A 22,548-nucleotide genomic window follows, 5' to 3' on the forward strand; every position below is an offset into this window, starting at 1 on the left:
CGGTGTCGCCTCAGGTCAGCTCCCATCGTGCAGGTCCCATACCCATACCCCGGCCACCCACTTCCCGTCCCGGCCCACAAGTTCGGTGACGGCCCTGCGCAGTGGCTCGTCGTGCGGCCCGGGCGCCACGACCAGGGCTCCTGCCCTCCAGTAGGCGAAGTCGAGCCGGGCCTGTGCCCGCCAGGTCGCATCGAGCTTCGGGACCACGCCCGTGTCGCCGACGTCACGCAGCAGGTCGGAGGTGTAGCGGGGGGAGGCGCCGTAGATGCCGGTGCGGTCGCTGCCGTAGGGGCCGTTGAAGTAGCCGCCGGGGAGCCTGAAGCCGAGGCCGGCCTGCTGCTGCCAGTGCAGCGCCTCCGCGTCGCCGGCGTCGGGCAGCGGCACCGTGACGAGGGACTCGCCCCCTCGGACGTACGGCTGCCACGCCCCGTCGGTGAAGAAGGCGGGTGTCGCGGGGCGTTCGGCCGTCTTCAGCGGGGCCGGGACCAGCGGGAGCAGGGCCAGGCAGACGCCGAGCAGGCCGAGGTACTGGGTGCCCGGGGTGCGGGTCGCCGTCAGCCGGTCCAGCGCCACGGCGAGCAGCATGCCGAGCACCGGGGCGCAGATCATCGCGACCCGGCCCTCGATGACCGACTCGAACAGCGGCAGCTTGGCGAGGAGCGCCCACGGCCCCGGGTAGACCTTGTCCGTCATCGGGATGCGGAACTCGGGGCCGAGCGAGAGCAGCGCCGCGCCGACCGCCGTCACCGCCAGCGCCTTCACCAGGGCCTGCTCCCACAGCCGTACGACGATCGCGAAGGCGAGGAGGACCAGCGGCCAGCCGTAGAAGGCGTTCTGCTCGGTGGGGTTGGGCGAGAGGGCGTTCGCGCGCTGGGCGCTGCCCGCGACCAGGGAGCGTTCGGCGAAGGAGAGCAGGGCGAGGGGGCTGTTGCCCGAGTTGTTGCTGTGCGGCATGTGCGCGTAGCTCTGCGGTCCGGCGAACTGCCAGAACAGCGGGTACGCGACGAGCGGCAGACAGACCGCGGCGGCGATCGCCAGCCCCTTGAGCAGCGGCCTCCAGGCGGCTCGGGCCACGTCCCTGCACACGAGGCCGTAGGCACCCGCGAACAGGACCATGCCGATGGCCGCGAGCAGCAGGGGTTCCTCCCCGAGGAAGACCTGGTACGCCGCCATCAGCCCGAGAACAACCCCGTCCCGGACGACTCTGGGGCCTGGTGATGTCGGCTGCGGTTCGGCAGCGCTCTGAAGGGGCGCGGGGCTGTATCGATCAGCGGCTCCGCCGCGGGGCGCGACCAGCCACGACGGCCCGTCAGTCGACCGACGACCAATCCCGGCACTACCTGCGGAGCAAAGCCGCAGGGCCCGATCGATGATCAACGGAATCATGAACAGCACCACGAAGTTGGGGTGCGCGTTCGCATGGCTGACCATCGGCGGCGCGAACGCGGCCAGCGAGGCGCCGACGAACGCAGCGGACCGCCGCCGTACAACGCGTCGAACGATCAGCCAGTACCACGCGGCCGCGGTCACGGCGAGGCCCAGCGTCATCACGACGCTGAGGGAGACCGCCGGCCCCGCCAGGAGGGTGAGCGGGGTGAACGGCACGGTGAGGCCGAGCATGACCGTGTTGGCCATGAGGTTCACGCCGTCGGGGAAGCCCTGCAGGTCGGAGAAGAGGGGGTTGTGCAGGTGGGCGAGGTTGTGGGCAGTGACGTCGAAGAACCACTCCCACTGGTTCTGGTCCTGGAGGGAGTCGGGGAGGTAGCGGTGGTCCGGGTCGAACAGGCGGCCCGAATACAGGGCCATCGACATGAGGAGGAAGAGGGTGACGGCGAAGACGTCCGCGGGGCGCAGGGACCGGGCACGCAGCCGGGTCAGTTCGGCGAGGACCCGGACGTAGTCGAGGTGGCGCAGTTTCGAGCCGGGCTGGTGGGACCAGCGGATGGGGACCTCGGCGACCTGCCAGTCGGCACGGTGGAAGTGCCGCAGGACCTCGACGTCGATTCCCCAGCCGTTGATCCGGGAGGCGGCGAAGGCCTCGCGGGCCTTTTCGCCGTCGAAGAGCTTGAAGCCGCACTGGGTGTCCCGTATGCCGGGCACGGTGGTGCGGCGTATGAGTAAGTTCCCTGCGCGGCCCAGCAGTTCGCGCAGCGGGTGCTGACGGTTCCCGATCGTCGCGCCGGGCACGGAGCGGGAGCCGATCGCCGCCGCGTTCCCCTCGCCGAGCGCCTTGTCGAGCTGCTCCAGCTCCTCGATCGGGGCCGCGAGATCGGCGTCCGTGACCAGTACGCGCCGCCCGCGGGAGGCGGCGACGCCCAGACGCAGGGCGTTGCCCTTGCCGTGGTGACGAGCGCTGGTGACGAGCTGGACGCGGGGCTCCTTCAGGCCCGTGACGACGTCCCGCGTGGTGTCCGTCGACCCGTCGTCGGCGACGACGACCTCCCACTCGCCCCACCGGCCCTCGTTCTCGCGCAGATAGCGGATGACGGCGTCGAGGGTGGGGCCGAGGCGCTGTTCCTCGTTGAAGGCGGGGATGACGACGGTGAGGTCCACGGCCCAGGCAGGTCTGCTCCTGGACGGCTTCGTCATTCGTCAGCCAGCCGCTCGATGAGGGCCAGCGAGTGTTCGTTGTACGAGGCGATGATCGCGCGCGCCGTCCTGGTGTCGCGTTTGGCCAGGGCGTCGACCAGGTCGGTGTGGCCGCACCACAGGGCCCCGCGCAGATCGGACAGCCGGCGCAGATGCTGCACCGCGCACACCCAGGACTGGACGCGCAGCCGGTGCAGGAAGTCGGCCAGATAGGGGTTGCCGAAGAGGGTGCCGAGCTCGTGCCAGAAGCGCAGGTCGTAGCCGATCAGCACGGTGAGGTCGCCGGCCAGCGAGGCCCGCTGCGCCTCCTCGCCGCGGCGCCGGACCCCGGCGAGGGCGGCGACGGCACGGGTCTCGTCGTGCGGCGGGAAACGGTCCTGGTCCTTGTCCAGGGCGATGAACATGCCGTCGGTGACCAGGCTGCGGGCCTCGACGATGCCGCGGTAGTCGGCGACCGAGTACTCGTGGACGTGGAAGCCGCGGTGCTGGTCGGCGTCGAGGAGTCCCTGCGCGGACAGGTCGACGAGCGCCTCGCGCACGGGCGTCGCGGAGACCCCGTACTGCTCGGCGATCTCCTTCACCGTGAACTCCTGACCCGGCTGGAGCCGCCCCGCGAGAACCTCGTCGCGAAGCGCGTCGGCGATCTGCTGCCGCAGGGTGCTGCGGGTCACGGAGCCGTTGCCGCTGCTGCCGGGCATGGGTCGGGCGTCTCCTCGTCGCGTCGGGTGGCGTGCACGTATACCTATCTACGAGCACGCCACCTTACGCGTTCGACCTCCGGCTGTTTACCCGCGTAGCAGTGGCCGTTCGAGGCGGTTTCTCAGCGGTCGCGAGCCGCTACTTTGTGTACTCGTCCGCCACGGACAGTGCCGCGTCCAGCGCCACGAGGCCCTCCTTCAGCTCGGCCTCGCTCACGTTGCAGGGCGGCACGACGTGGGTGCGGTTCATGTTGATGAAGGGCCAGATGCCGTGCTTCTTCGCGGCGGCGCCGAAGGCGGCCATCGCCGCGTTCGCCTCACCGGCCGCGTTGTACGGCACCAGCGGCTCGCGCGTCTCCTTGTTCTTCACCAGGTCCAGCGCCCAGAACATGCCGACACCCCGCACCTCGCCGACGCTCGGGTGCCGCTCGGCGAGCTCGCGCAGCGCCGGACCGAGGACGGTCTCGCCCAGGTGCCCGGCGTTCTCGACCACACCCTCCTCCGCCATGACGTTGATCGTCGCGACGGCGGCGGCGCAGGCCAGCGGGTGCCCGGAATAGGTCAGACCGCCCGGGTAGGCCCGCTTCCCGAAGGTCTCCGCGATCGCGCCGGAGATGGCGACCCCGCCGAGGGGCACATAGCCGCTGTTCACGCCCTTGGCGAAGGTCATGAGGTCGGGTACGACACCGAACAGGTCGGCCGCGAACCACTTGCCGGTCCGCCCGAACCCGGCCATGACCTCGTCCAGGACGAAGACGATGCCGTACTTGTCGCAGATCTCCCGCACACCGGCGAGGTAGCCGGGCGGCGGCACCATGATCCCGGCGGTGCCGGGAATGGTCTCCAGGATGATCGCGGCGACGGTGGCCGGCCCCTCGAAGGCGATCGTGGTCTCCAGGTGCTCCAGCGCCCGCGCGCACTCCTGCTCCTCGGTCTCGGCGTAGAAGCGCGAGCGGTAGAGGTACGGCGCCCAGAAGTGCACGACTCCGGCGGCCGCACCGTCGGAGGCCCAACGGCGCGGGTCCCCGGTGAGGTTGATCGCCTGCTGGGTGCCGCCGTGGTAGGAGCGGTAGGCGGACAGGACCTTCGGCCGCCCGGTGTGCAGCCGCGCCATCCGTACGGCGTGTTCCACGGCGTCCGCGCCGCCGTTGGTGAAGAAGATCTTGTCCAGGTCGCCCGGGGTCCGCTCGGCGATCAGCCGGGCCGCCTCCGAACGGGCCTCGATGGCGAAGGCGGGCGCGAACGTCGTCAGGTGTGCGGCCTGCTCCTGTATCGCGGCGACGACCTTCGGGTGCTGGTAGCCGATGTTGGTGTAGACGAGCCCACTGGTGAAGTCCAGGTACCGCTTGCCGTCGTAGTCCCAGAAGTACGCCCCCTCCGCACCGGCGACGGCGAGCGGGTCGATGAGCTCCTGCGCGGACCAGGAGTGGAACACATGAGCACGGTCCGCGGCCTTCACGGCGGCGCCGGCCTGGGGGTTTGGCTGAGGGGTCATGGCGGCGAGCGTAGGAGCCCGCGGTGCCTGTTCGGTATCGGCTTCCTGTCTGGCATGTGGGGGTTTCCGCGACAGGTTGTCGGGCCCGCGGCTCGGCGGGGGTGACGGCCGCGGCGTTACGGAACCGTAGACACCGCTCACGGCGACTACCCCGGCGACCGCACTATTCTCGGTCTGTTGCACCTACGGGGGGAAGGCGGCGCAGCCATGGAGAAGCTCGCAGCGGGGGACCCGCAGCGCATCGGGGCGTACCGGCTGCTGGCCCGGCTCGGCGCCGGGGGCATGGGGCATGTGTATCTCGCCCGTTCGGACCGGGGCCGTACGGTCGCCGTGAAGCTGGTGCGGGAGGAGCTGGCCGCGCAGGAGGAGTTCCGGGCGCGGTTCCGGCAGGAGGTGCAGTCCGCGCGGCAGGTCGGCGGGCACTGGACGGCGCCCGTGCTCGACGCCGACACCGAGGCCGCGGTGCCGTGGGTGGCCACCGGGTACGTCGCCGGGCCCAGCCTGCAGCAGGTCGTGGGGCGCGACCACGGGGCGCTGCCCGAGCGCTCGGTGGGCATCCTCGCGGCCGGGCTCGCGCACGCGCTGCAGGACATCCATGCCGCCGGGATCATCCACCGCGATCTGAAGCCGTCCAATGTGCTCGTCACCATCGACGGGCCGCGGGTCATCGACTTCGGGATCGCGCGGGCGCTGGAGACCGTCACGGACGGCGGGCTGACGCGGACCGGCGCTCTCGTCGGGTCGCCCGGCTTCATGGCCCCCGAGCAGGTGCGCGGCGACCGGATCACGCCCGCGTGCGACGTCTTCTGCCTGGGCTCCGTGCTGGCCTACGCCGCCACCGGCCACCTCCCGTTCGGCAGCGCCAACAGCGGTGTGCACGCCCTGATGTTCCGCATCGCCCAGGAGGAACCCGACCTGGAGGGGGTGCCCGAGGGCATCGCCGACCTCGTACGGGACTGCCTGAAGAAGGACCCGGGCGCGCGGCCGACGCTGGAGGCGGTGCTGGAGCGCACGGGGGCCGAGGACATCGTGCTCGGCGGACGCTCGCGCGACCCCTGGCTACCGAGCGCACTCGTCGCCCAACTGGGCCGTCACGCCGTGCAGTTGCTGGACGCGGAAGACCCCGAGGAGGGTGCGGCGGTGCCCGGCGGACCTTCGCTGCAGAAGGCGGCTCCCGAGGCCCCGCCCGAGCACGCCTCCGCCGCCGACGACTCCGCACCGGAACCGGGCACACCCGCCGGACCGCCCCCGCCCGGGCAGCCGGGCAGCGGCGCCCCGCTGAACCACCTGCCCACGATGGTCGCGGGCCAGGCCGCACCGACACCCCCGCCCGCCCCCGCGCAGACACCCCCGGCCTACGGCTATCCGCAGCAGCACCCCCAGCAGCCCGCCTACGGCTACCCGCCGCAGCAGCCCGGCGCCTACGGCTACCCCCAACAACCCGGCGGCTACGGTGGCCTCGGCTCCACCCCGCCCTACGGCCCGTCCTACACCGGCCCGGTCCCGCACGCCCCGCAGGAACCGCCCCGCCGGAGCGGCCGTTCCACCGTGGCGCTGATCGCCGTCGCCCTGATCGTCGCGCTCGGCGCCGGCGGCTCGGTCTACGCCCTCATGAACGGCAGCGGCGACAAGGCCGACAACAAGCCGAGCCCGGCCCCGACCACCGGTGCACCCTCGAAGCCCGAGCCGAGCGGGACGACCCCGACGACCGCGCAGCCCACCACCTCCGCACCCTCGAACGGTGTGGTCCCCACCGGCTATCTGGGCACCTGGACGGCCACCATCACCAACGCCGACGGCGAGAACACCCGCGAACTCACCATCCAGCAGGGCAAGGTGGGCGACGCGGTCCTCTCCCTCGTCGCCGACGGCCCCACCAGCAACGGCACCTATCACTGCGTGTTCCAGGCCGATCTGACCGCGGCACCGGGCAGCGACGGCCCCCTGGAGATCGGCCCGTCCACCGTGACGTCCGGCGACTCCGGCTACTGCAAGCCGGGCGACGCCACCGAGATCAGCCTGCTGTCGGACGGCAGCCTGCAGCGCGAGAACACCAGCAACGGCGAGAAGCTGAAGTACACCAGGCAGTGACGCGCGTGAGGGGCTGACGGGCGCCCTTGTGTCGTAGTGGCGTGTCCATGACGATGAGCGGGAGTGTCGGCATCGGCTGCCCCGGGAGGACACATGCGTCCCAGCCCCACCAGGAGAACGGTCCTGACCGCGTCGGCGGCGGGCGCGGCAGCGCTCGCGGCGGCGGGCCCGGCCGAAGCGGCCGCACAGGGCCACCGCCCGCCCGTCACCGCACAGCCCCCGAGCCGCGAACTCCGCTCGCTGCTGCGTGAGTTGGACGCCGCCCGCATCGAGGCCGCCGTCCGCAGACTCGTCTCCTTCGGCACCCGCCACACCCTCTCCGCCCAGGACGACCCGGACCGCGGCATCGGCGCCGCCCGTGACTGGCTCCTCGCCGAGCTGCGCTCCTGCGCCGCCGCCTCCGGGGGCCGGATGACGGCCGAACTCCAGTCGTACGTCCAGGAACCGGCGTCCCGCATCCCCACCGCCACGAAGATCACCAACGTGCTGGCGACCCTGCGCGGCTCGGTCACGCCCGAGCGCGTGTACGTCGTCTCCGGGCACTACGATTCCCGGGTCACGGACGTCATGAACGCCACCTCCGACGCGCCCGGCGCGGACGACGACGCGTCCGGGGTGGCCGTCGTACTGGAGCTGGCGCGGGTGATGGCGAAGAGGCGGCCCGCCTCGACGATCGTGTTCGCGGCGGTGGCGGGGGAGGAGCAGGGCCTGTACGGATCGACGTATCTGGCCCAGCAGCTGAAGGCGGCCGGCACGGACGTGCAGGGGATGTTCACCAACGACATCGTCGGCAGCTCGACGGCGGACGACGGCACGAAGGACCCGTACACGATCCGGCTGTTCGCGGAGGGCGTCCCGAGCTCGGAGACCCCGGAGCAGGCCGCGATTCGCAGGTCGGTGGGCGGCGAGAACGACTCCCCTTCCCGCCAGCTCGCCCGCTTCGTGCGGGACGTCGCCGACAACGACGCGACCGGCATGCAACTCCGTGTCGTGTACCGCCGCGACCGCTACCTCCGCGGCGGCGACCACATCCCCTTCCTCGAACGCGCCTACCCGGCCGCCCGCTTCACCGAACCGGCCGAGGACTTCGCCCACCAGCACCAGGACGTCCGCGTCGACGAGACCGGCAAGCAGTACGGCGACCTGCCGGAGTTCTGCGACTTCGACTTCGTCGAGCGGGTCGCCCGGGTCAATGCGGCCGCTCTGTGGACCCTCGCCCAGGCCCCGGGCACGCCCCGCGGAGCGAAGATCGTGACCTCTTCCCTGACCAACTCCACCCGGCTGGTGTGGACGCGGGGCACGGAACCCGACCTGGCGGGCTACGAGATCGTGTGGCGCGAGACGACGGCACCGGAGTGGACGCATGTGATCCCCGCCGGGTACGTCACCGCGTACGAGGTGGACCTGTCGAAGGACAACGTGTTCTTCGGCGTACGGGCGGTGAACCGGGCGGGCAACAGAAGCCCGGTGGCGTTCCCCGCCCCGCAGTCCTGACCGCCCGGCTCACTCCCGTACGGTCACTGCGCGCAGGGAGAGCCCTGGTTCTGGCTCTTCTCGCCCTGCCGGTAGGCACCGCAGGCCTCCGCGACGAGCGGGCCGCTGCCCGACTGGCGCAGCAGCACCAGCGTCTTGTCGGTCGGCGGCATGCCGCCTCCCTGCGGGTACGACACATAGCCGGTCGCCCCGCCGAAGACGACGCCGCCGCGCAGCGCGGTGAGCATGGCGTTCGGAGCGACGTCGCCCTTGTCGGAGCGCGCCATGTCGGCGGCCTTCGACAGCACGTGGAAGGCGTCGTACGCGACCGCCGAGTGCCCGTCGTCGCGCCACGGGTCGTCCTTCGTGGGCCCGGGCACGAACGCGTCGTACTCCGCTGCGAACTGCTTCGTCTTGTCGTCCGCGCGGGGGTCGTTCGCGGGCAGCCGGTGCGCGGAGTAGTACAGCCTGAGCCATTTCTTGTCGTTGAACGCGCCGGTCAGCGCCACGTTGGTCAGCTCGTTGCCGCCCAGCACGGTCACGTCGCTGTGCGTGCACGTCCCCTGGGTGTCCAGGGCGTCGACGAAGGCCGTGAAGTCACGGGCGCGCGCCGACCAGTAGACGACCGTCGACTCGTTGGAGCCGAGCGCACTGCAGACCGTGTCGGCGAGATCGGTCGGCCTCGTGATCTTCGGCGTACCTGCGGGGGCGCCCGTGAAGTCGCCCTCCTGCGAGAAGTTGACCAGCTCACTGGAGCCGGAGAAGTCCTTCTGGAACTTCGCCGCGAGGCTGCTGCTGTACAGATCCGCCGAGCTCTGGATCACCACGGCGTGCTGTGCGCGCTCGCAGCCGCCGGACCCGGTGCGCGCCACGACGGGGAACTTGTCCGCGAAGTCCGCCGCGATCTGCGCCTCGGTGCTGTTGAGCGGGGTGAAGGGCCAGTAGTTCGGGCTGACCAGCATCTCGTCCGCGGTGGCGGTCGTGCCGACCACGGGGAGCTCGACCTCGTCGAGGATCTTCAGAGCGTTCTGCGTCCACGTCTTGCTCTGAGCGTACCCGAGGACGCCGATGACCTTCTCGTAGTCCTTGCCGTCCTTGCCGAACGCGCCCTTCTTGATCTGGTCGACGAGCGTACGGGCCGCCGCCTCGGCGTTGACGAAACCCTTGCCGGTGGAGCGCACGTCGACGCGCAGCGGCACGAGCGAGTCGTCGGAGGCCGCCTGCGCGTTCAGGTCCCGCTGCCACATCGCGATGCCGCGCAGCTCGGGAATGGTCCCGTCGAAGAGGGTCTCCCGGTCGGCGGACGGGACGCCCGAGCCGAAGGCGACGACGGTACGGACCGTGCGCCCCTGGGCGGCGAATCGTTCCGCCACCTTGTTCTGCTGCCCGATCTCGGCGCGCGTCTCGTCGTACCACCGCTTGGGGTCCAGGGTGACGGGCTGCGCGTACTTGGTGCCGCCCGCGGCCAGGTTCCCGCCGACGCAGGTGTCGGAGGACGGGGGCCCGACGAGCTCCATCGGCCCCAGGCCGACCAGGATGACGGCCACGGCCACGGTGGTGCCCGTCACGCCCGCCGTCACCGCGTTCCCGCTGAGGCGGAACGAGGTCGGGGAACTCGGGCGGATGTACAGCCCGTCGCGGGTGAACGGCTCGTCCTGCAGACGCACCAGAACCGGCGGACCGGGGTTCGTGCGCTCCTGCGGCTGGATCAGCCGCCCCGCCTGCCGGAGGCTGCTCTCCTGCGGGCCGCCCAGATCCCTCTGCAACTGCGCCGAGGGCCGGCCGACCGCGATGACCAGGGGGCCGGGAGCCCCCGCGGTGTTGGCCCGCTCCTGATGGAAGGCGCGCAGAAAGCGCTCCACGGCCTGGGCGCCGGGCTTCCCCGGGCGGGGGAGGGGGACCAGCAGGACGGGCCGGGCGGTTCTGCGGCGTCGTACGGGCAGCACTCTGCCGACGGCGGGTCTCTTCAGGTCCTCCAGCAGGGCGCGCGTCAGCAGGTGCTCGAGGGCGAGCAGGGACTCCTGGTGCCGTTCGTGGTCGAGGTCCAGCCGGAGCCGGGGCATCTGCCGGTCCGCCACCTCGTCCATCACCGCGAAGACGGTCTCGGTGCCGCCGGTCATGCCGAGGACGTCGCCCAGCCACCGCTGCCGGCCCTGGCCCAGCGGCCGCCAGGAACGGACCATTCTGCGGGTCTTGCGGCACTCCCAGCGCCAGCGCGGAAAGGTGCGCGTGAGGCCGTGCCACAGGGAACCCACCAGCCAGCCGAGGATGCCGCCGACCGGAGGCGAGTCGCTGCCGCCGAGTGCCCACAGGAAGACCTGCAGCCGCCCCTCGCGGCGCTGGCGCTGGTGTGCGCGCAGCTGCTCGTGGGCGTAGTCGCGCAGGACGTTCGCGCCGGGAGCCCTGCCGTCCCCGGCATGGCTCCGTATGTACGAGACGCAGTCCCACAGCGGCCAGAAGCCGGGGAAACGATCCGGCTTCATGTTCTTGGGCAGGCCGAAGGTCAGCCCCCGGGCCGCGGCGCCGCTGAGCAGGTCGGAGTCCTCGGCCGCCGTCGGGAGGGCGTAGGGCACCAGCTTCTCGTCCCGCCTCCCGCGCAGGGCGCTCTCCAGCTCCCCGAGCACCCGCCGCACCCGGGCGTCGTACTCGGCGTCCTCGCCCTGGACGTCCAGGATCACCAACGGCGGTGTGTACGCCAGCGATTCGCGCTCCGCGGGTGCCACCACCTGACGGAACTCCCGGACGAAGTCGTCGGCCCCCTCGTCGTCGGGGAAGCCGCTCGGTGCATTGCGGGGTACCGCCATCACAGATCTCCCCCCGTCGACGGCACAGGTCAAATCACATTGCCCACAGTCGAGTTGAGTAAACTAGTGGGCCGAACGGGGGCTGTGCGGCAGATCGGGGAAAGCGCTTCAAGTATCCTCGGTTCGCTGACAATTCCCGACCGTTTCGGCAGCGCCCCGTCACGGGCGCGAGGCTGTATCGATATGCGGCTCCGCCGCGATGGGGGTCCCCCCGCTCGAGCGAGGCCGAGAGATGGGGGAGCGACCAGACACGACGGCGCCGCAGACGATTGACGGCCTGTCGCGGCTGCGCGGCGGAGCCGCAACTCGGCACTGCCGGCGGAGTGCCTTTCACCGCGGCTCGGGCGGCCGCTGACGCGGCATGTTCGGCCGTGAGCCCGCCGCCGGCGGCAGCTGGAAGCGCCCCTGTGCACTGCTCATCTCCTGCCGCCCGGACCCGGCCGAGGCGGACTGGATCCCCATCGGCGCGGAACCGGTCCGGAACTCCACCATCCAGTCGGCCGTCTCCGTGCGCACCAGCTCCGTCACGTCCTCCGAGAACCGCCGCAGCACCGCCAGACACCGCTCGGCGGCCTCGCTCGCCGTCCCCTCCGCGGGGCCCAGCACCTCCCGCACACTCTCCGAGGCCCAGTCGAACTGCAGCACCTGCAGCCGCCGCTGCACGGCCTGCGCGGTCGCCACGTCCCTTATCCAGCCCGACGTCACACCGAAGAACCGGTCCACGGCCACGCACGCCACCGCGAACAGCAGTGCCAGATACCCCCAGGCGGCCATCCCCGCGATCACCCCGGTCAGATCCAGCAGCGGCAGCGCGGCCCCGGCCACGGCCCCCAGTGCGGCCCCCGCGCGCAGCGCCCGCGCACCCCGCCGCTTCCACACCCGGTCCGCGAGATACCAGGCCGCCGTCTGCAGCGCCCCGCGCTCCACCCACAGGTACAGCTCGTGCAGCCGCTCGGCCGGCTCGCCCCAGTCCCCGAGCGGGAACGACCGCCCGATCAGATCGCCCGGCCGCAGCCCGGCCGCACCCTCGCCCCGCCCGTCCTGAGCCGGCCCCTCGGGCTGCATCTCCGGCTGACCCACACGGCACTCCCTACTGATCACGACGCTGATCACGAGACTGATCACGAGGCTGACCACGACCGAACACGTTGCGTGACACCTGATCCTGATGTGCCCGACCCTTCCTACCGCCCAATGGGTGGCTCAGCCCCTGAATTCACCTCTATTCCGCCCGGAAGGGGGTCTTGATCAGGTATAGGACTCGGCAACACCTCACTCGAAAGAGTGCTGGGGCGATGGCTGCCTGGACCACGTAGGCTCGTGCCAGGCGGGAAAACCTCGCCCATACAGCCGTACGAAACCAGGAGCTGATCGTGATTCCCGGTGGTGGCCAGCCCAATATGCAGCAGCTGCTCCAGCAGGCCCAGAAGATGCAGCAGGACCTGCAGCGGGCGCAGGAGGAGCTGGCGCAGACGGAGGTCGACGGGCAGGCGGGCGGCGGCCTGGTGAAGGCCACCGTCACCGGCTCCGGCGAGCTGCGCGCGCTGAAGATCGACCCGAAGGCGGTGGACCCCGAGGACACCGAGACCCTCGCGGACCTGATCGTCGCGGCGGTCCAGGCGGCCAACGAGAACGCCCAGAACCTCCAGCAGCAGAAGCTGGGCCCGCTGGCCCAGGGCCTCGGCGGCGGCAGCGGTATCCCGGGCCTGCCGTTCTGAGACCCGGCCTGCCTTTCTAAGAGAGGCGTCCGCCAACTACCGTACGTACTTGTAAGGAACCCCGGGAAGGACGGCAGTCCGTGTACGAAGGCGTGGTGCAGGACCTCATCGACGAGCTGGGGCGGCTGCCCGGCGTCGGTCCCAAGAGCGCCCAGCGGATCGCCTTCCACATCCTGCAGGCGGAACCGACGGACGTACGGCGGCTCGCGCAGGCCCTGATGGAGGTCAAGGCGAAGGTCCGCTTCTGCGCGACCTGCGGCAACGTCGCACAGGAAGAGCTGTGCAACATCTGCCGCGACAGCCGCCGCGACCCCTCCGTCATCTGTGTGGTGGAGGAGCCGAAGGACGTGGTCGCGATCGAGCGGACCCGCGAGTTCCGCGGCCGTTACCACGTCCTGGGCGGAGCCATCAGCCCCATCGAGGGCGTGGGCCCCGACGACCTCCGTATACGGGAACTTCTCGCGCGGTTGGCCGACGGGACGGTCACGGAGCTGATCCTGGCCACGGACCCGAACCTGGAGGGCGAGGCCACAGCGACGTACCTCGCCCGCATGATCAAGCCCATGGGCCTCAAGGTCACCCGCCTGGCCAGCGGCCTCCCGGTGGGCGGAGACCTGGAATACGCGGACGAGGTGACCCTCGGCCGCGCCTTCGAGGGGAGACGACTCCTAGATGTCTGACGCCACGCTGCATGACGCGACGCAGGACCCGGACGACTTCGCGGTGCAGATCGCCGACCAGGTGGAGAGCTTCCTGGTGGCGGTGACGGAGGTCGCGAAGGGCGACGAGCCCGACTCCGCCGTGCCCTTCCTCCTCCTGGAGGTCTCCCAGATCCTCCTGGCCGGCGGCCGCCTCGGCGCGCACGAGGACATCGTCCCCGACGAGCGCTACGAGCCCGACACGGGCCCGGACGTCGACGTGGACGAACTCCGCGAGAACCTTGCCCGCCTCCTGGACCCGATCGACGTGTACTCCGAAGTCTTCGACCCCTACGAGCCGCGCAAGGCCCCGGTCCCGGCCCGTATCTCCGACGACCTGACCGACGTCATCACCGACCTCCGCCACGGCATGGCCCACTACCGCGCGGGCCGCACCACGGAGGCCCTGTGGTGGTGGCAGTTCTCCTACTTCTCCAACTGGGGCTCGACGGCCTCGGCGACCCTGCGCGCCCTCCAGTCGGTGGTGGCCCACGTCCGCCTGAACCAGCCCCTGGAAGAACTGGACGGCCTGGACACGGACCAGACCCCGATGGGCGACGAGACGCTGGAGTTCGAGGCCGGGAAGGTCATGGCGGAGGAGATCGGCGGGCCGCTGGGGATGGGGCCCGGCAAGTAGGCGGCGGGGGCAGCAGGCTTACGGCAGCCCCCACAGCCCCTTCACCACCGCGGTGACCCCGCCTGTCAGAGCCAGCGACAGCACCAGCAGGCGGGCCCGCTTCTCCGGTGTCCGTTCGGCGAGCCTCCTGCCGATCAGCGCCCCCACCACCATGGCGGCGACGACCCACCCCCACCGCCCTCCGCTCAGCTCCGGCACCCCGTTCGCCACCACCGAGAACGCGTTCACGATCACCCCGTAGAACTGCGCGTTCGGCACGAACTCCCGTACCGTCCAGCCCGCGTTGACGGCGTAAAGGGAGATGGGCGGGCCGCCCACCCCCGCGGCCGAGTTCATGAAACCGCCCACCGCGCCCGCCGCGACGGCCCCCTTCGTGCCGCGCAGGGCGGGCACGCGGGCGCCGCGCATGACCAGCAGTACGGCGACCGTCACCAGCCCGCCCATCACCAACAGGAGTGCGGGCTCGGGGAGTTGACGGGTCAGCCAGGCCCCCGCCGGCACCGTGCACGCGGCCGCCACGCACAGCGGCACCATCGCGCCCGGCCGCACCCGCCGCCAGCCGCCGGCCAGCCCCACGACGCTGATGGCCCCCGCCGCGCAGTTGGCCAGCACGACACCCTCGGCCGGCCCGAGCAACAGCACGAGCGCGGGCACGGCAACCAGCGCGAACCCCATACCGGTCAGCCACTGCACGCAGGAGCCGAGCAGCACGATGCCCGCCAGCAGTATGTCCGTCGTGGTCAAGTGGTCACTCCGCGTGAGTTGGATACGTATTGGATCTGCGCTGTACGACGCCTGCACGGGCCCTAACCAGTGAAAAGCGAGTCTGGAGTCACTTCCCCAGCAGGGAGGCGAAAGCCCCGGAACCGCACCGAAACTGGAGACAGCGATGACCCGTCGTTCCATAACCAAGCGCGCAGCCATCGTCACCGCCACGGCCGTCGTCGCCCTCGGCACGATCGGTACCGTCGCTGCCACCGCCGGGCACAAGAGCGCCACCAAGCCCACCTCGACGCAGATCGTCGGCCTGTTCGACACCTGGAACAAGGCGCTGCAGACCGGTGACTCGGAGAAGGTCGCGGACCTGTACGCGAAGAACGCGGTCCTGTTGCCCACCGTCTCCAACGAGGTGCGTACCGACCGCGCCGGGATCGTCGACTACTTCGACCACTTCCTGGAGAACAAGCCGGTCGGCAAGAAGATCAAGACGATCGTCAACGTCCTCGACGACAACTCCGCGATCGACACCGGCGTCTACGAATTCACGCTCACCGATCACGACACCGGCAAGAAGCGAGTCGTCGAGGCCCGCTACACGTACACGTACGAGAAGATCGACGGCAAGTGGAAGATCATGAACCACCACTCCTCGGCGATGCCCGAGAAGAAGTGATGACAGCCGAAACGATCTCAGCCGCCGGTCCGCTGTGCGGGTGCCCGTAGGCGGATCTCCACGCACAGCCCGCCCCCATGGGGGTGCCCCCGGTCGAGCGAAGTCGAGACTGGGGGAGCGTCCCGCAGGACCACGGTCCCGCCGTCGTCGCTCACCAGCTGCTTGACGACGGCGAGGCCGAGGCCCGAACCGGAGCGCCCGGTCAGGCCCTGGCCGCGCCAGAAGCGGTCGAAGGCGCGCGACTTCTCCGCGTCGGTCATGCCGGGGCCCTGGTCGAGGACGGAGAGCACCACTTCCTCGCCCTTCGGTTCGACCTGGACGGTGATCGTGGAACCGTCCGGCGAGACCTCCAGCGCATTCGAGAGCACGTTGTCCAGCACCTGGTCCAGATGACCGGGACTGGCCAGCACAGACGGCCGGCCGTCGACACCACTCCCCCTGAGCGCGATGGTGACTCCGCGCTCGTCGGCGGCCGGTCTCCACACCGACAGACGTTCGGCCACGATCTCCCCGAGGGACAGCGGCTCCGCGGCCGTCACCTTCGCCTCGGCCCGCGCGAGCACCAGCAGGCCGTTGACCAGCCGGCTCATCCGGACCACCTCGGCGGTCGCCTGCTCCACGTCCTCCCGTACGAACTCGTCGTCCACCCCGTCCGCGATGTTGTCCAGCGACAGACGCAAGGCCGTGAGGGGCGTACGGAGTTGGTGCGAGGCGTCCGCCACGAAGATCCGCTGCGAGGCGACCAGCGTGTCCAGGCGCTCGGCGCCCTGGTTCAGGGTGCGGGCGAGGGTCTGGGTCTCCGGCGGGCCCGTCACCGGGGAGCGGGCGGTCAGGTCGCCGTCGCTGAACTTGCTGGCCATGTCGTTGAGTTCGCGCAACGGAGCGGTGATCCGACGGGCCGCGACCGCGCCGATCAGCGCCGCAACCCCGAGCACCGCCACCGCGAGACCCGCCCGGAAGCCCCAGATCGTCCACAGCCTGTGGGTGAGGTGGGAGGTCGAGTACACGATCCGTACGGCGCCGACGGCCCGGCCGTCCTTCTTCGCGGGGACGGTGATCAGCAGGTTGCGGCCCCAGATGAAGTCCGAACCCCAGTCGGTGGTCGACTCGCCCTTCTCCAGGGCTCTGGTCAGGGCCGCGTCCCCCGTGGGGCGGGCTGCGTCCGGCGCGCACCGGTCGGTGGGCGTGACCTGGACCTGGTCCTTCTTGTTCTCCTCGGTGTACGCCGAGGCCATCGTGGTCAGCGCCCGGCACGACGCCGCATCGCCGTTGCGCAGCAGCAGCGCCATGGTGGTCGCCTCGCGCTTGACGGACGCCTCGGTGTCGTCCCGCAGCTGCTTGGTGAGCGTGAAGGCCACCGGCACGGTGAACAGCAGGATGGCGACGGCGACGAGCAGGATGTAACTGCGGATGAGCTGCCGGTTCATGACGCCCCGGCGTCCTTGACGATCTCCAGCCGGAAGCCCACCCCGCGCACCGCCTCGATGGTGATGATCCCCGTGAACTTCCGCCGCAGCGCCGCCACATGGACGTCGAGCGTCTTGGTCGGCCCGAACCAGTTCGCGTCCCAGACCGCTTCCATGATCTGTTCCCGGGACATCAGCGCGCCCGGCTCCTCGGTGAGGAAGGCCAGCAGGTCGTACTCCTTGGGCGCGAGGGCGACCTCCTCGCCGTCCACGTGCACCCGGGCCGCCTTGCGGTCGATCGTCAGCCGGGACCCGTACCGGTCCGGACCGCCCGCGGCCTCCTCCGGCGTACGGGCCTGCACCCGTCGCATGACCGCCCTTATCCGGGCGATGACCTCCCGGACCCCGAACGGCTTGGACACATAGTCGTCCGCGCCGAGCTCCAGGCCCACCACCCGGTCCGTCTCGTCGCTGCGCGCACTGATCACGATGATCGGCACGTCACCGCGCTCGCGCAGCGCCCTGCAGACGTCGAGCCCGTCGGTGTCGGGCAGCCCGAGATCGAGGAGTACGACGTCGTAGGCGTCCTCATGGCTGAGTGCCGCGCCGCCCGTGGTGACCCAGGCCACCTCGAAGCCGTAACGCAGCAGTCCTCGCCTGAGTGACTCGGCGACCGGTTCGTCGTCTTCCACCAGCAGTACGCGCACAGGCGAACCATAATGGTTGAACTTTAAAGACGGCCGGTCACCGAGCCCTCATGGACGGAGGAAGACGGCTACCACATCACGGGGAGCCGTTCCGGGATCCGCTTCATGAACCCGGTCCGCCACACCAGCTGCTCGATCGGCACCGCGAGGCGCAGCCGGGGCATCCGCTCCAGCAGCGTCTGAAGTGCTACCTCGGCGTGTTTGCGGCCGAGGGCGGTGGCGGGGCAGTAGTGGTTGCCGCCGCCGAAGGAGAGGTGGGCCGTGCTGTTGGCGCGGGTCAGGTCGACGGTGTGCGGGTCGGGGAAGGCGGACGGGTCGAAGTTCGCGCCCTCGACGAGAACGAGGACCAGTTCGCCGGCCGCCACCTGCACGTCCCCGAGGAGTACGTCCTCGGTGGCCAGCCGCGGCAGCCCGTCGCCGATGGAGAGGTTGATGCGGAGCAGTTCGTCCACGGCCGCGGGGATCTTCCCGGGGTCCGCGACCAGCTCCTCCTGCAGCTCGGGATGCTGGATCAGCGACACCAGGGCCATGGTGAGGAATCCGGACGTCGAGATCACGCCCGCGCCGAACATCGTCACGCCGACCGTCGCGAGCATCTCGTCGGTGAGGTGGGCGTAGTCGGGGTCGGTGCGCAGGGCGGCGAGCTCGGCCATCAGACCCGTGGTCGCCGGGTCGTCCAGCCGCTCCGTCATGTACGCGATGTCGCGGTCCCAGTTGAGCCGGGCCCCCGTGACGGGGCAGGCCGAGTTCATGAACGCGATGTCCAGGCTCCGCATCAGCCCGGGTGCGTCCGCGTTCGGGATGCCGAGGATGCGGCAGTGCATGCCCGCCGAGTACGGATCGGCGAAGCCGCCCCGCAGGTCCACGGGAGCGCCCTCGCGCACCAGGCGGTCGACCAGCTCACCGGCGTACGACCGAAGCCACTCCACCAGCCCGGGGCTCTTCGGATTGAGCGCCTTGAGTACGGCCTTGCGCAGTCCGGCGCCGGTGATGTTCCCCATGTTGTTGACGACCTCGGGCGGGATCGTCAGCGCGTACTGGCGGGGGACGCCCGGGGCAGAGGTGTCCTTCAGGCTGAACCGCGGGTCCTCGAGGACCTGCTTGCACAGCTCGTACGAGGACACCAGCCAGGCCTCGTCACCCGCGATGGTGCGCACCCGCCGCACCGGCGTCGACTCCCGCAACTCCTCGACCTCGGCGGGGAGTTGGTCGCCGCGCCAGGAGAACGGGAAGTCGATGAGTTCGTCAGTGGGCATGGTCTCAGCGGGCATCGGTGGCTCCCTCGGCCGGCGTGACGATGGCGTGGCCCTGGTTGCGGGAGGCACGCAGCCCCGCGCCGGGCGAGTAGAGCAGCTCGGCCATCGGCAGGAGCTGGTGGTAGCAGTTGAGGGAGGAAGGGACGCCCAGGATCGCGGGGGTGTCGAGGAAGAGGGGCGCCTCCGCCGTGACGTACTCCATGCACACGGCCCGCTGGCGTGCGGTCACCTCCTGAGCCTTCGTCGCCTTGGTCGACAGGAAGGAGTCGACGAGTTTCTCGCAGGTCGTGCGGAACTCGTCGTCGCAGGAGAGCCGGGCGCGCAGGTCCTCGTGGATCTGCCGGTACGCCGGGTTGTCGCGCAGCTCGGACATGGCGTGGGCCCTGAGGCGGGTGCCCTCGGGCTCGGCGGCCTCCACGGCGGCGAGGACCTTGGCGCGCACGCCCCGCAGGTTCTTCACCGCCTTGCGGCGCGCGTCGTCGGCCGTATAGCCGGAGGCCTCGTACATCTCGGCCACGTGCAGGTCGGTGTAGACGAAGTCCACGCGCTCGAAGAGCGCGAGGCCCCAGCGGGCCAGGTCGTGTATGCGCTGTGCGGAGAAGTAGCTGTTGCCGGGGGAGACGCCGATGACGGCGTGGTCGGCGGCGGTGCGGATGACCTCGCAGTGAGGGGTGAAGGGGCGGACCAGGAAGAGGTCGGCCGGTGTGACGTGCTGGATCTCGGAAACGGTCGCAGTCGTCAAGGAAGGAGAATCCTTCGCGTCGCTAGTCCCGATGGAGCCTTGTGCTCCTGGTGTGGCGACGACGACGCGAAGTTATCGGTCGGCTACTCAGAGCGTCAACGGGTGACCTGGCCCACTTTGCGGACTGTTCATGTGCCAGGTGGGCAGGGGCTGGGCTGGAGCGCCGGGTCTCACCATGTGGTTTCCCCCAGGTCGGATTCGGGCGCTCGGTAAAATGAGCCGACACTTACGGGACGAGCGAGGAGCGCACGTGGGCCTTGTCGTGCAGAAGTACGGAGGCTCCTCCGTAGCCGATGCCGAGGGCATCAAGCGCGTCGCCAAGCGAATCGTGGAAGCGAAGAAGAACGGCCACCAGGTGGTCGTCGTCGTTTCCGCGATGGGCGACACGACGGACGAGCTGATCGATCTCGCCGAGCAGGTATCTCCGATGCCGGCCGGGCGTGAGTTCGACATGCTGCTGACCGCCGGAGAGCGGATCTCCATGGCACTGCTGGCCATGGCGATCAAAAACCTGGGTCACGAGGCCCAGAGCTTCACCGGCAGCCAGGCAGGCGTCATCACCGACTCCGTCCACAACAAAGCCCGGATCATCGACGTCACGCCCGGCCGTATCCGTGACTCGGTGAACGAGGGCAACATCGCCATCGTCGCCGGCTTCCAGGGCGTCAGTCAGGACAAGAAGGACATCACCACGCTCGGCCGCGGTGGTTCCGACACGACGGCCGTCGCGCTGGCCGCCGCACTCGACGCCGAGGTGTGCGAGATCTACACCGACGTCGACGGCGTGTTCACCGCCGACCCGCGCGTGGTGAAGAAGGCGAAGAAGATCGACTGGATCGCCTTCGAGGACATGCTGGAGCTCGCCGCCTCCGGCTCCAAGGTGCTGCTCCACCGCTGTGTGGAGTACGCCCGCCGCTACAACATCCCGATCCACGTCCGGTCCAGCTTCAGCGGACTGCAGGGCACCTGGGTCAGCAGTGAGCCGATCGAGCAAGGGGACAAGAAGGTGGAGCAGGCCATCATCTCCGGTGTCGCGCACGACACCTCGGAGGCCAAGGTCACGGTCGTCGGCGTCCCGGACAAGCCCGGCGAGGCCGCCTCGATCTTCCGCGCCATCGCCGACGCCGAGATCAACATCGACATGGTCGTGCAGAACGTGTCCGCCGCCTCCACCGGGCTGACGGACATCTCCTTCACCCTCCCCAAGACCGAGGGCCGCAAGGCCATCGACGCCCTGGAGCGGGCGAAGACGGCCATCGGGTTCGACTCGCTGCGCTACGACGACCAGATCGGCAAGATCTCCCTCGTCGGCGCCGGCATGAAGACCAACCCGGGTGTCACGGCGTCCTTCTTCGAGGCGCTGTCCGACGCCGGCGTGAACATCGAGCTGATCTCGACCTCCGAGATCCGTATCTCGGTCGTCACCCGCGCCGACGACGTGCCGGAGGCCGTGCGCGCCGTCCACTCCGCCTTCGGCCTCGACTCCGACACTGCCGAGGCGGTCGTCTACGGGGGCACCGGGCGATGACCGTACGACCGACGCTCGCGGTCGTGGGTGCGACCGGAGCCGTCGGCACGGTCATGCTCCAGATCCTGTCCCAGCACGCGGACATCTGGGGCGAGATCCGTCTGATCGCCTCACCGCGCTCGGCCGGCCGCAAGCTGGCCGTGCGCGGTCAGGAGGTCGAGGTGGTCGCCCTGACCGAGGAGGCCTTCGACGGGGTCGACGTCGCCATGTTCGACGTACCCGACGAGGTGTCCGCGCACTGGGCGCCGATCGCCGCCGCCAAGGGCGCGGTGGTGGTGGACAACTCGGGCGCCTTCCGGATGGACCCGGAGGTGCCGCTGGTGGTCCCGGAGGTCAATCCGCACTGCGCCCGCCGCCGGCCCCGCGGGATCATCGCCAACCCCAACTGCACGACCCTCTCCATGATCGTGGCCCTGGGCGCGCTGCACGCCGAGTTCGGGCTGCGTGAGCTGGTGGTCTCCTCGTACCAGGCGGTCAGCGGGGCGGGGCGTGCCGGGGTGGAGACCCTGCGGCAGCAGCTGTCCCTCGTCGCCGGTACGGAGCTGGGGACCAGCCCCGGTGATGTGCGGCGGGCCGTCGGTGACAACACCGGGCCGTTCCCGGAGCCGGTCGCACTGAACGTCGTACCGTGGGCCGGATCCCTGCGCGAGGACGGCTGGTCCTCGGAGGAGATGAAGGTGCGGGACGAGTCCCGCAAGATCCTCGGCCTGCCCCGGCTGCCGGTCGCCGTGACCTGCGTACGGGTACCGGTGGTCACCACGCACTCCCTCACCGTCCACGCCCGCTTCCAGGGCGAGGTCACCGTCGACGGGGCCCGGGAGATCCTCGCCACCGCCCCCGGAGTCGTCCTCTTCGACGACCCGGCCGCCGGCGAGTTCCCCACACCCGCCGACGTCGTGGGCACCGACCCGACCTGGGTGGGCCGGGTCCGGCGCGCGCTCGACGACCCCACGGCGCTCGAACTCTTCGTTTGCGGTGACAATCTCCGCAAGGGCGCGGCCCTCAACACCGCACAGATCGCGGAGCTGGTGGCGACCGAGTTCCGGTAGTCCGTGTGACGGGGCGTGACGATGGTCGCGCTCCCATGACGTGCCGTGTTACGTGCAACACATCCCGAAGCAAGGGGTTACTGCCGGAAAAGCCCTGGCTGCGGCCTGTTTGCTTTGTAGGATCTGTGGGCGGCACGTGGCCGGGCGAAGGTCCGTACCACTTGCCCCGGACCCCTTGGGCATTCGAAGATTTCCCTCCCCGCTCTCCGCAACCGCGCGAAGGGCGGGGAGCGTCTTTGTGAACGCCCTTCGGGGGTGCGGGGA

At 70.5% G+C, this 22,548-nt stretch carries 18 protein-coding genes; 8 read left to right on the forward strand and 10 right to left on the reverse strand.

Features of this window, described 5'->3' with window-relative positions; translation table 11 throughout:
* Positions 1–15: 15 nt before the first annotated feature.
* The 3 genes from EDD92_RS51350 to EDD92_RS25945 all read right to left on the reverse strand — a co-directional run bounded on the left by EDD92_RS51350 (position 16) and on the right by EDD92_RS25945 (position 4,782).
* Positions 16–2,589, reverse strand: a complete 2,574-nt coding sequence (locus tag EDD92_RS51350) for a dolichyl-phosphate beta-glucosyltransferase (protein WP_260326757.1) — start codon at positions 2,587–2,589, stop codon at positions 16–18.
* Complete coding sequence (locus EDD92_RS25940; RefSeq protein ID WP_123966500.1) at positions 2,586–3,287, reverse strand: GntR family transcriptional regulator; 702 nt, start codon at positions 3,285–3,287, stop codon at positions 2,586–2,588. Before EDD92_RS25940 ends, EDD92_RS51350 begins: the two co-directional genes overlap by 4 nt.
* A 139-nt stretch (positions 3,288–3,426) precedes the next feature.
* Positions 3,427–4,782: an aspartate aminotransferase family protein gene (locus EDD92_RS25945; RefSeq protein ID WP_123966501.1), complete on the reverse strand. Its 1,356-nt coding sequence runs from the start codon at positions 4,780–4,782 to the stop codon at positions 3,427–3,429.
* A 207-nt stretch (positions 4,783–4,989) separates the two neighbouring features.
* On the opposite strand from EDD92_RS25945, the gene EDD92_RS25950 reads away from it, so the two are divergent.
* Positions 4,990–6,873 (forward strand): protein kinase domain-containing protein, encoded by a 1,884-nt coding sequence (locus EDD92_RS25950; RefSeq protein WP_123966502.1) that lies wholly within the window; start codon positions 4,990–4,992, stop codon positions 6,871–6,873.
* Positions 6,874–6,966: 93 nt separating this feature from the next.
* A complete protein-coding gene (locus EDD92_RS25955; RefSeq protein ID WP_123966503.1) occupies positions 6,967–8,367 on the forward strand; it encodes a M20/M25/M40 family metallo-hydrolase in 1,401 nt (466 codons plus the stop codon).
* Positions 8,368–8,390: 23 nt separating this feature from the next.
* Here the strand turns inward: EDD92_RS25955 and EDD92_RS25960 are convergent, their stop codons facing one another.
* Both EDD92_RS25960 and EDD92_RS25965 read right to left on the reverse strand, forming a co-directional pair.
* Positions 8,391–11,150 (reverse strand): ABC transporter substrate-binding protein, encoded by a 2,760-nt coding sequence (locus EDD92_RS25960; RefSeq protein WP_123966504.1) that lies wholly within the window; start codon positions 11,148–11,150, stop codon positions 8,391–8,393.
* A gap of 330 nt (positions 11,151–11,480) precedes the next feature.
* Complete coding sequence (locus EDD92_RS25965; RefSeq protein ID WP_123966505.1) at positions 11,481–12,230, reverse strand: SLATT domain-containing protein; 750 nt, start codon at positions 12,228–12,230, stop codon at positions 11,481–11,483.
* Positions 12,231–12,523: 293 nt separating this feature from the next.
* Here EDD92_RS25965 and EDD92_RS25970 point away from each other — a divergent pair, with 293 nt between their 5' ends.
* The 3 genes from EDD92_RS25970 to EDD92_RS25980 all read left to right on the forward strand — a co-directional run bounded on the left by EDD92_RS25970 (position 12,524) and on the right by EDD92_RS25980 (position 14,203).
* Entirely contained in the window at positions 12,524–12,868 is a 345-nt protein-coding gene (locus EDD92_RS25970) for a YbaB/EbfC family nucleoid-associated protein (protein ID WP_030942250.1), read from the forward strand.
* 80 nt (positions 12,869–12,948) lie between these two features.
* The gene (gene recR, locus EDD92_RS25975) at positions 12,949–13,548 is read left to right on the forward strand and encodes a recombination mediator RecR (protein ID WP_099930378.1); all 600 of its coding nucleotides are present in this window, start codon (positions 12,949–12,951) and stop codon (positions 13,546–13,548) included.
* On the forward strand, positions 13,541–14,203 hold the full coding sequence (locus EDD92_RS25980; protein WP_123966506.1) for a DUF5063 domain-containing protein: 663 nt from the start codon (positions 13,541–13,543) through the stop codon (positions 14,201–14,203). Before recR ends, EDD92_RS25980 begins: the two co-directional genes overlap by 8 nt.
* 18 nt (positions 14,204–14,221) lie before the next feature.
* On the opposite strand, the gene EDD92_RS25985 is transcribed toward EDD92_RS25980, so the two are convergent.
* Positions 14,222–14,947: a sulfite exporter TauE/SafE family protein gene (locus EDD92_RS25985; protein ID WP_260326758.1), complete on the reverse strand. Its 726-nt coding sequence runs from the start codon at positions 14,945–14,947 to the stop codon at positions 14,222–14,224.
* 145 nt (positions 14,948–15,092) lie between these two features.
* Here EDD92_RS25985 and EDD92_RS25990 point away from each other — a divergent pair, with 145 nt between their 5' ends.
* Positions 15,093–15,596 (forward strand): SgcJ/EcaC family oxidoreductase, encoded by a 504-nt coding sequence (locus EDD92_RS25990; protein WP_123966508.1) that lies wholly within the window; start codon positions 15,093–15,095, stop codon positions 15,594–15,596.
* 17 nt (positions 15,597–15,613) lie between these two features.
* Here EDD92_RS25990 and EDD92_RS25995 read toward each other — a convergent pair whose 3' ends face one another.
* From EDD92_RS25995 to EDD92_RS26010, 4 genes are all read right to left on the reverse strand, one after another.
* Positions 15,614–17,023: a HAMP domain-containing sensor histidine kinase gene (locus EDD92_RS25995; RefSeq protein WP_123966509.1), complete on the reverse strand. Its 1,410-nt coding sequence runs from the start codon at positions 17,021–17,023 to the stop codon at positions 15,614–15,616.
* The gene (locus EDD92_RS26000) at positions 17,020–17,709 is read right to left on the reverse strand and encodes a response regulator transcription factor (RefSeq protein WP_123966510.1); all 690 of its coding nucleotides are present in this window, start codon (positions 17,707–17,709) and stop codon (positions 17,020–17,022) included. Before EDD92_RS26000 ends, EDD92_RS25995 begins: the two co-directional genes overlap by 4 nt.
* 68 nt (positions 17,710–17,777) lie before the next feature.
* The gene (locus EDD92_RS26005; protein ID WP_311736780.1) at positions 17,778–18,980 is read right to left on the reverse strand and encodes a cytochrome P450; all 1,203 of its coding nucleotides are present in this window, start codon (positions 18,978–18,980) and stop codon (positions 17,778–17,780) included.
* Positions 18,970–19,707, reverse strand: a complete 738-nt coding sequence (locus EDD92_RS26010; RefSeq protein WP_185124128.1) for a tRNA-dependent cyclodipeptide synthase — start codon at positions 19,705–19,707, stop codon at positions 18,970–18,972. The genes EDD92_RS26005 and EDD92_RS26010 overlap by 11 nt, the downstream gene beginning before the upstream one ends.
* A gap of 250 nt (positions 19,708–19,957) precedes the next feature.
* Between EDD92_RS26010 and EDD92_RS26015 the strand changes: the two genes are divergently transcribed.
* A complete protein-coding gene (locus EDD92_RS26015; RefSeq protein WP_030942279.1) occupies positions 19,958–21,235 on the forward strand; it encodes an aspartate kinase in 1,278 nt (425 codons plus the stop codon).
* A complete protein-coding gene (locus tag EDD92_RS26020) occupies positions 21,232–22,284 on the forward strand; it encodes an aspartate-semialdehyde dehydrogenase (RefSeq protein ID WP_030942280.1) in 1,053 nt (350 codons plus the stop codon). Before EDD92_RS26015 ends, EDD92_RS26020 begins: the two co-directional genes overlap by 4 nt.
* The last annotated feature ends 264 nt before the right edge of the window (positions 22,285–22,548 follow it).

The organism is Streptomyces sp. TLI_185 (assembly GCF_003814765.1).
Taxonomy (GTDB): domain Bacteria; phylum Actinomycetota; class Actinomycetes; order Streptomycetales; family Streptomycetaceae; genus Streptomyces.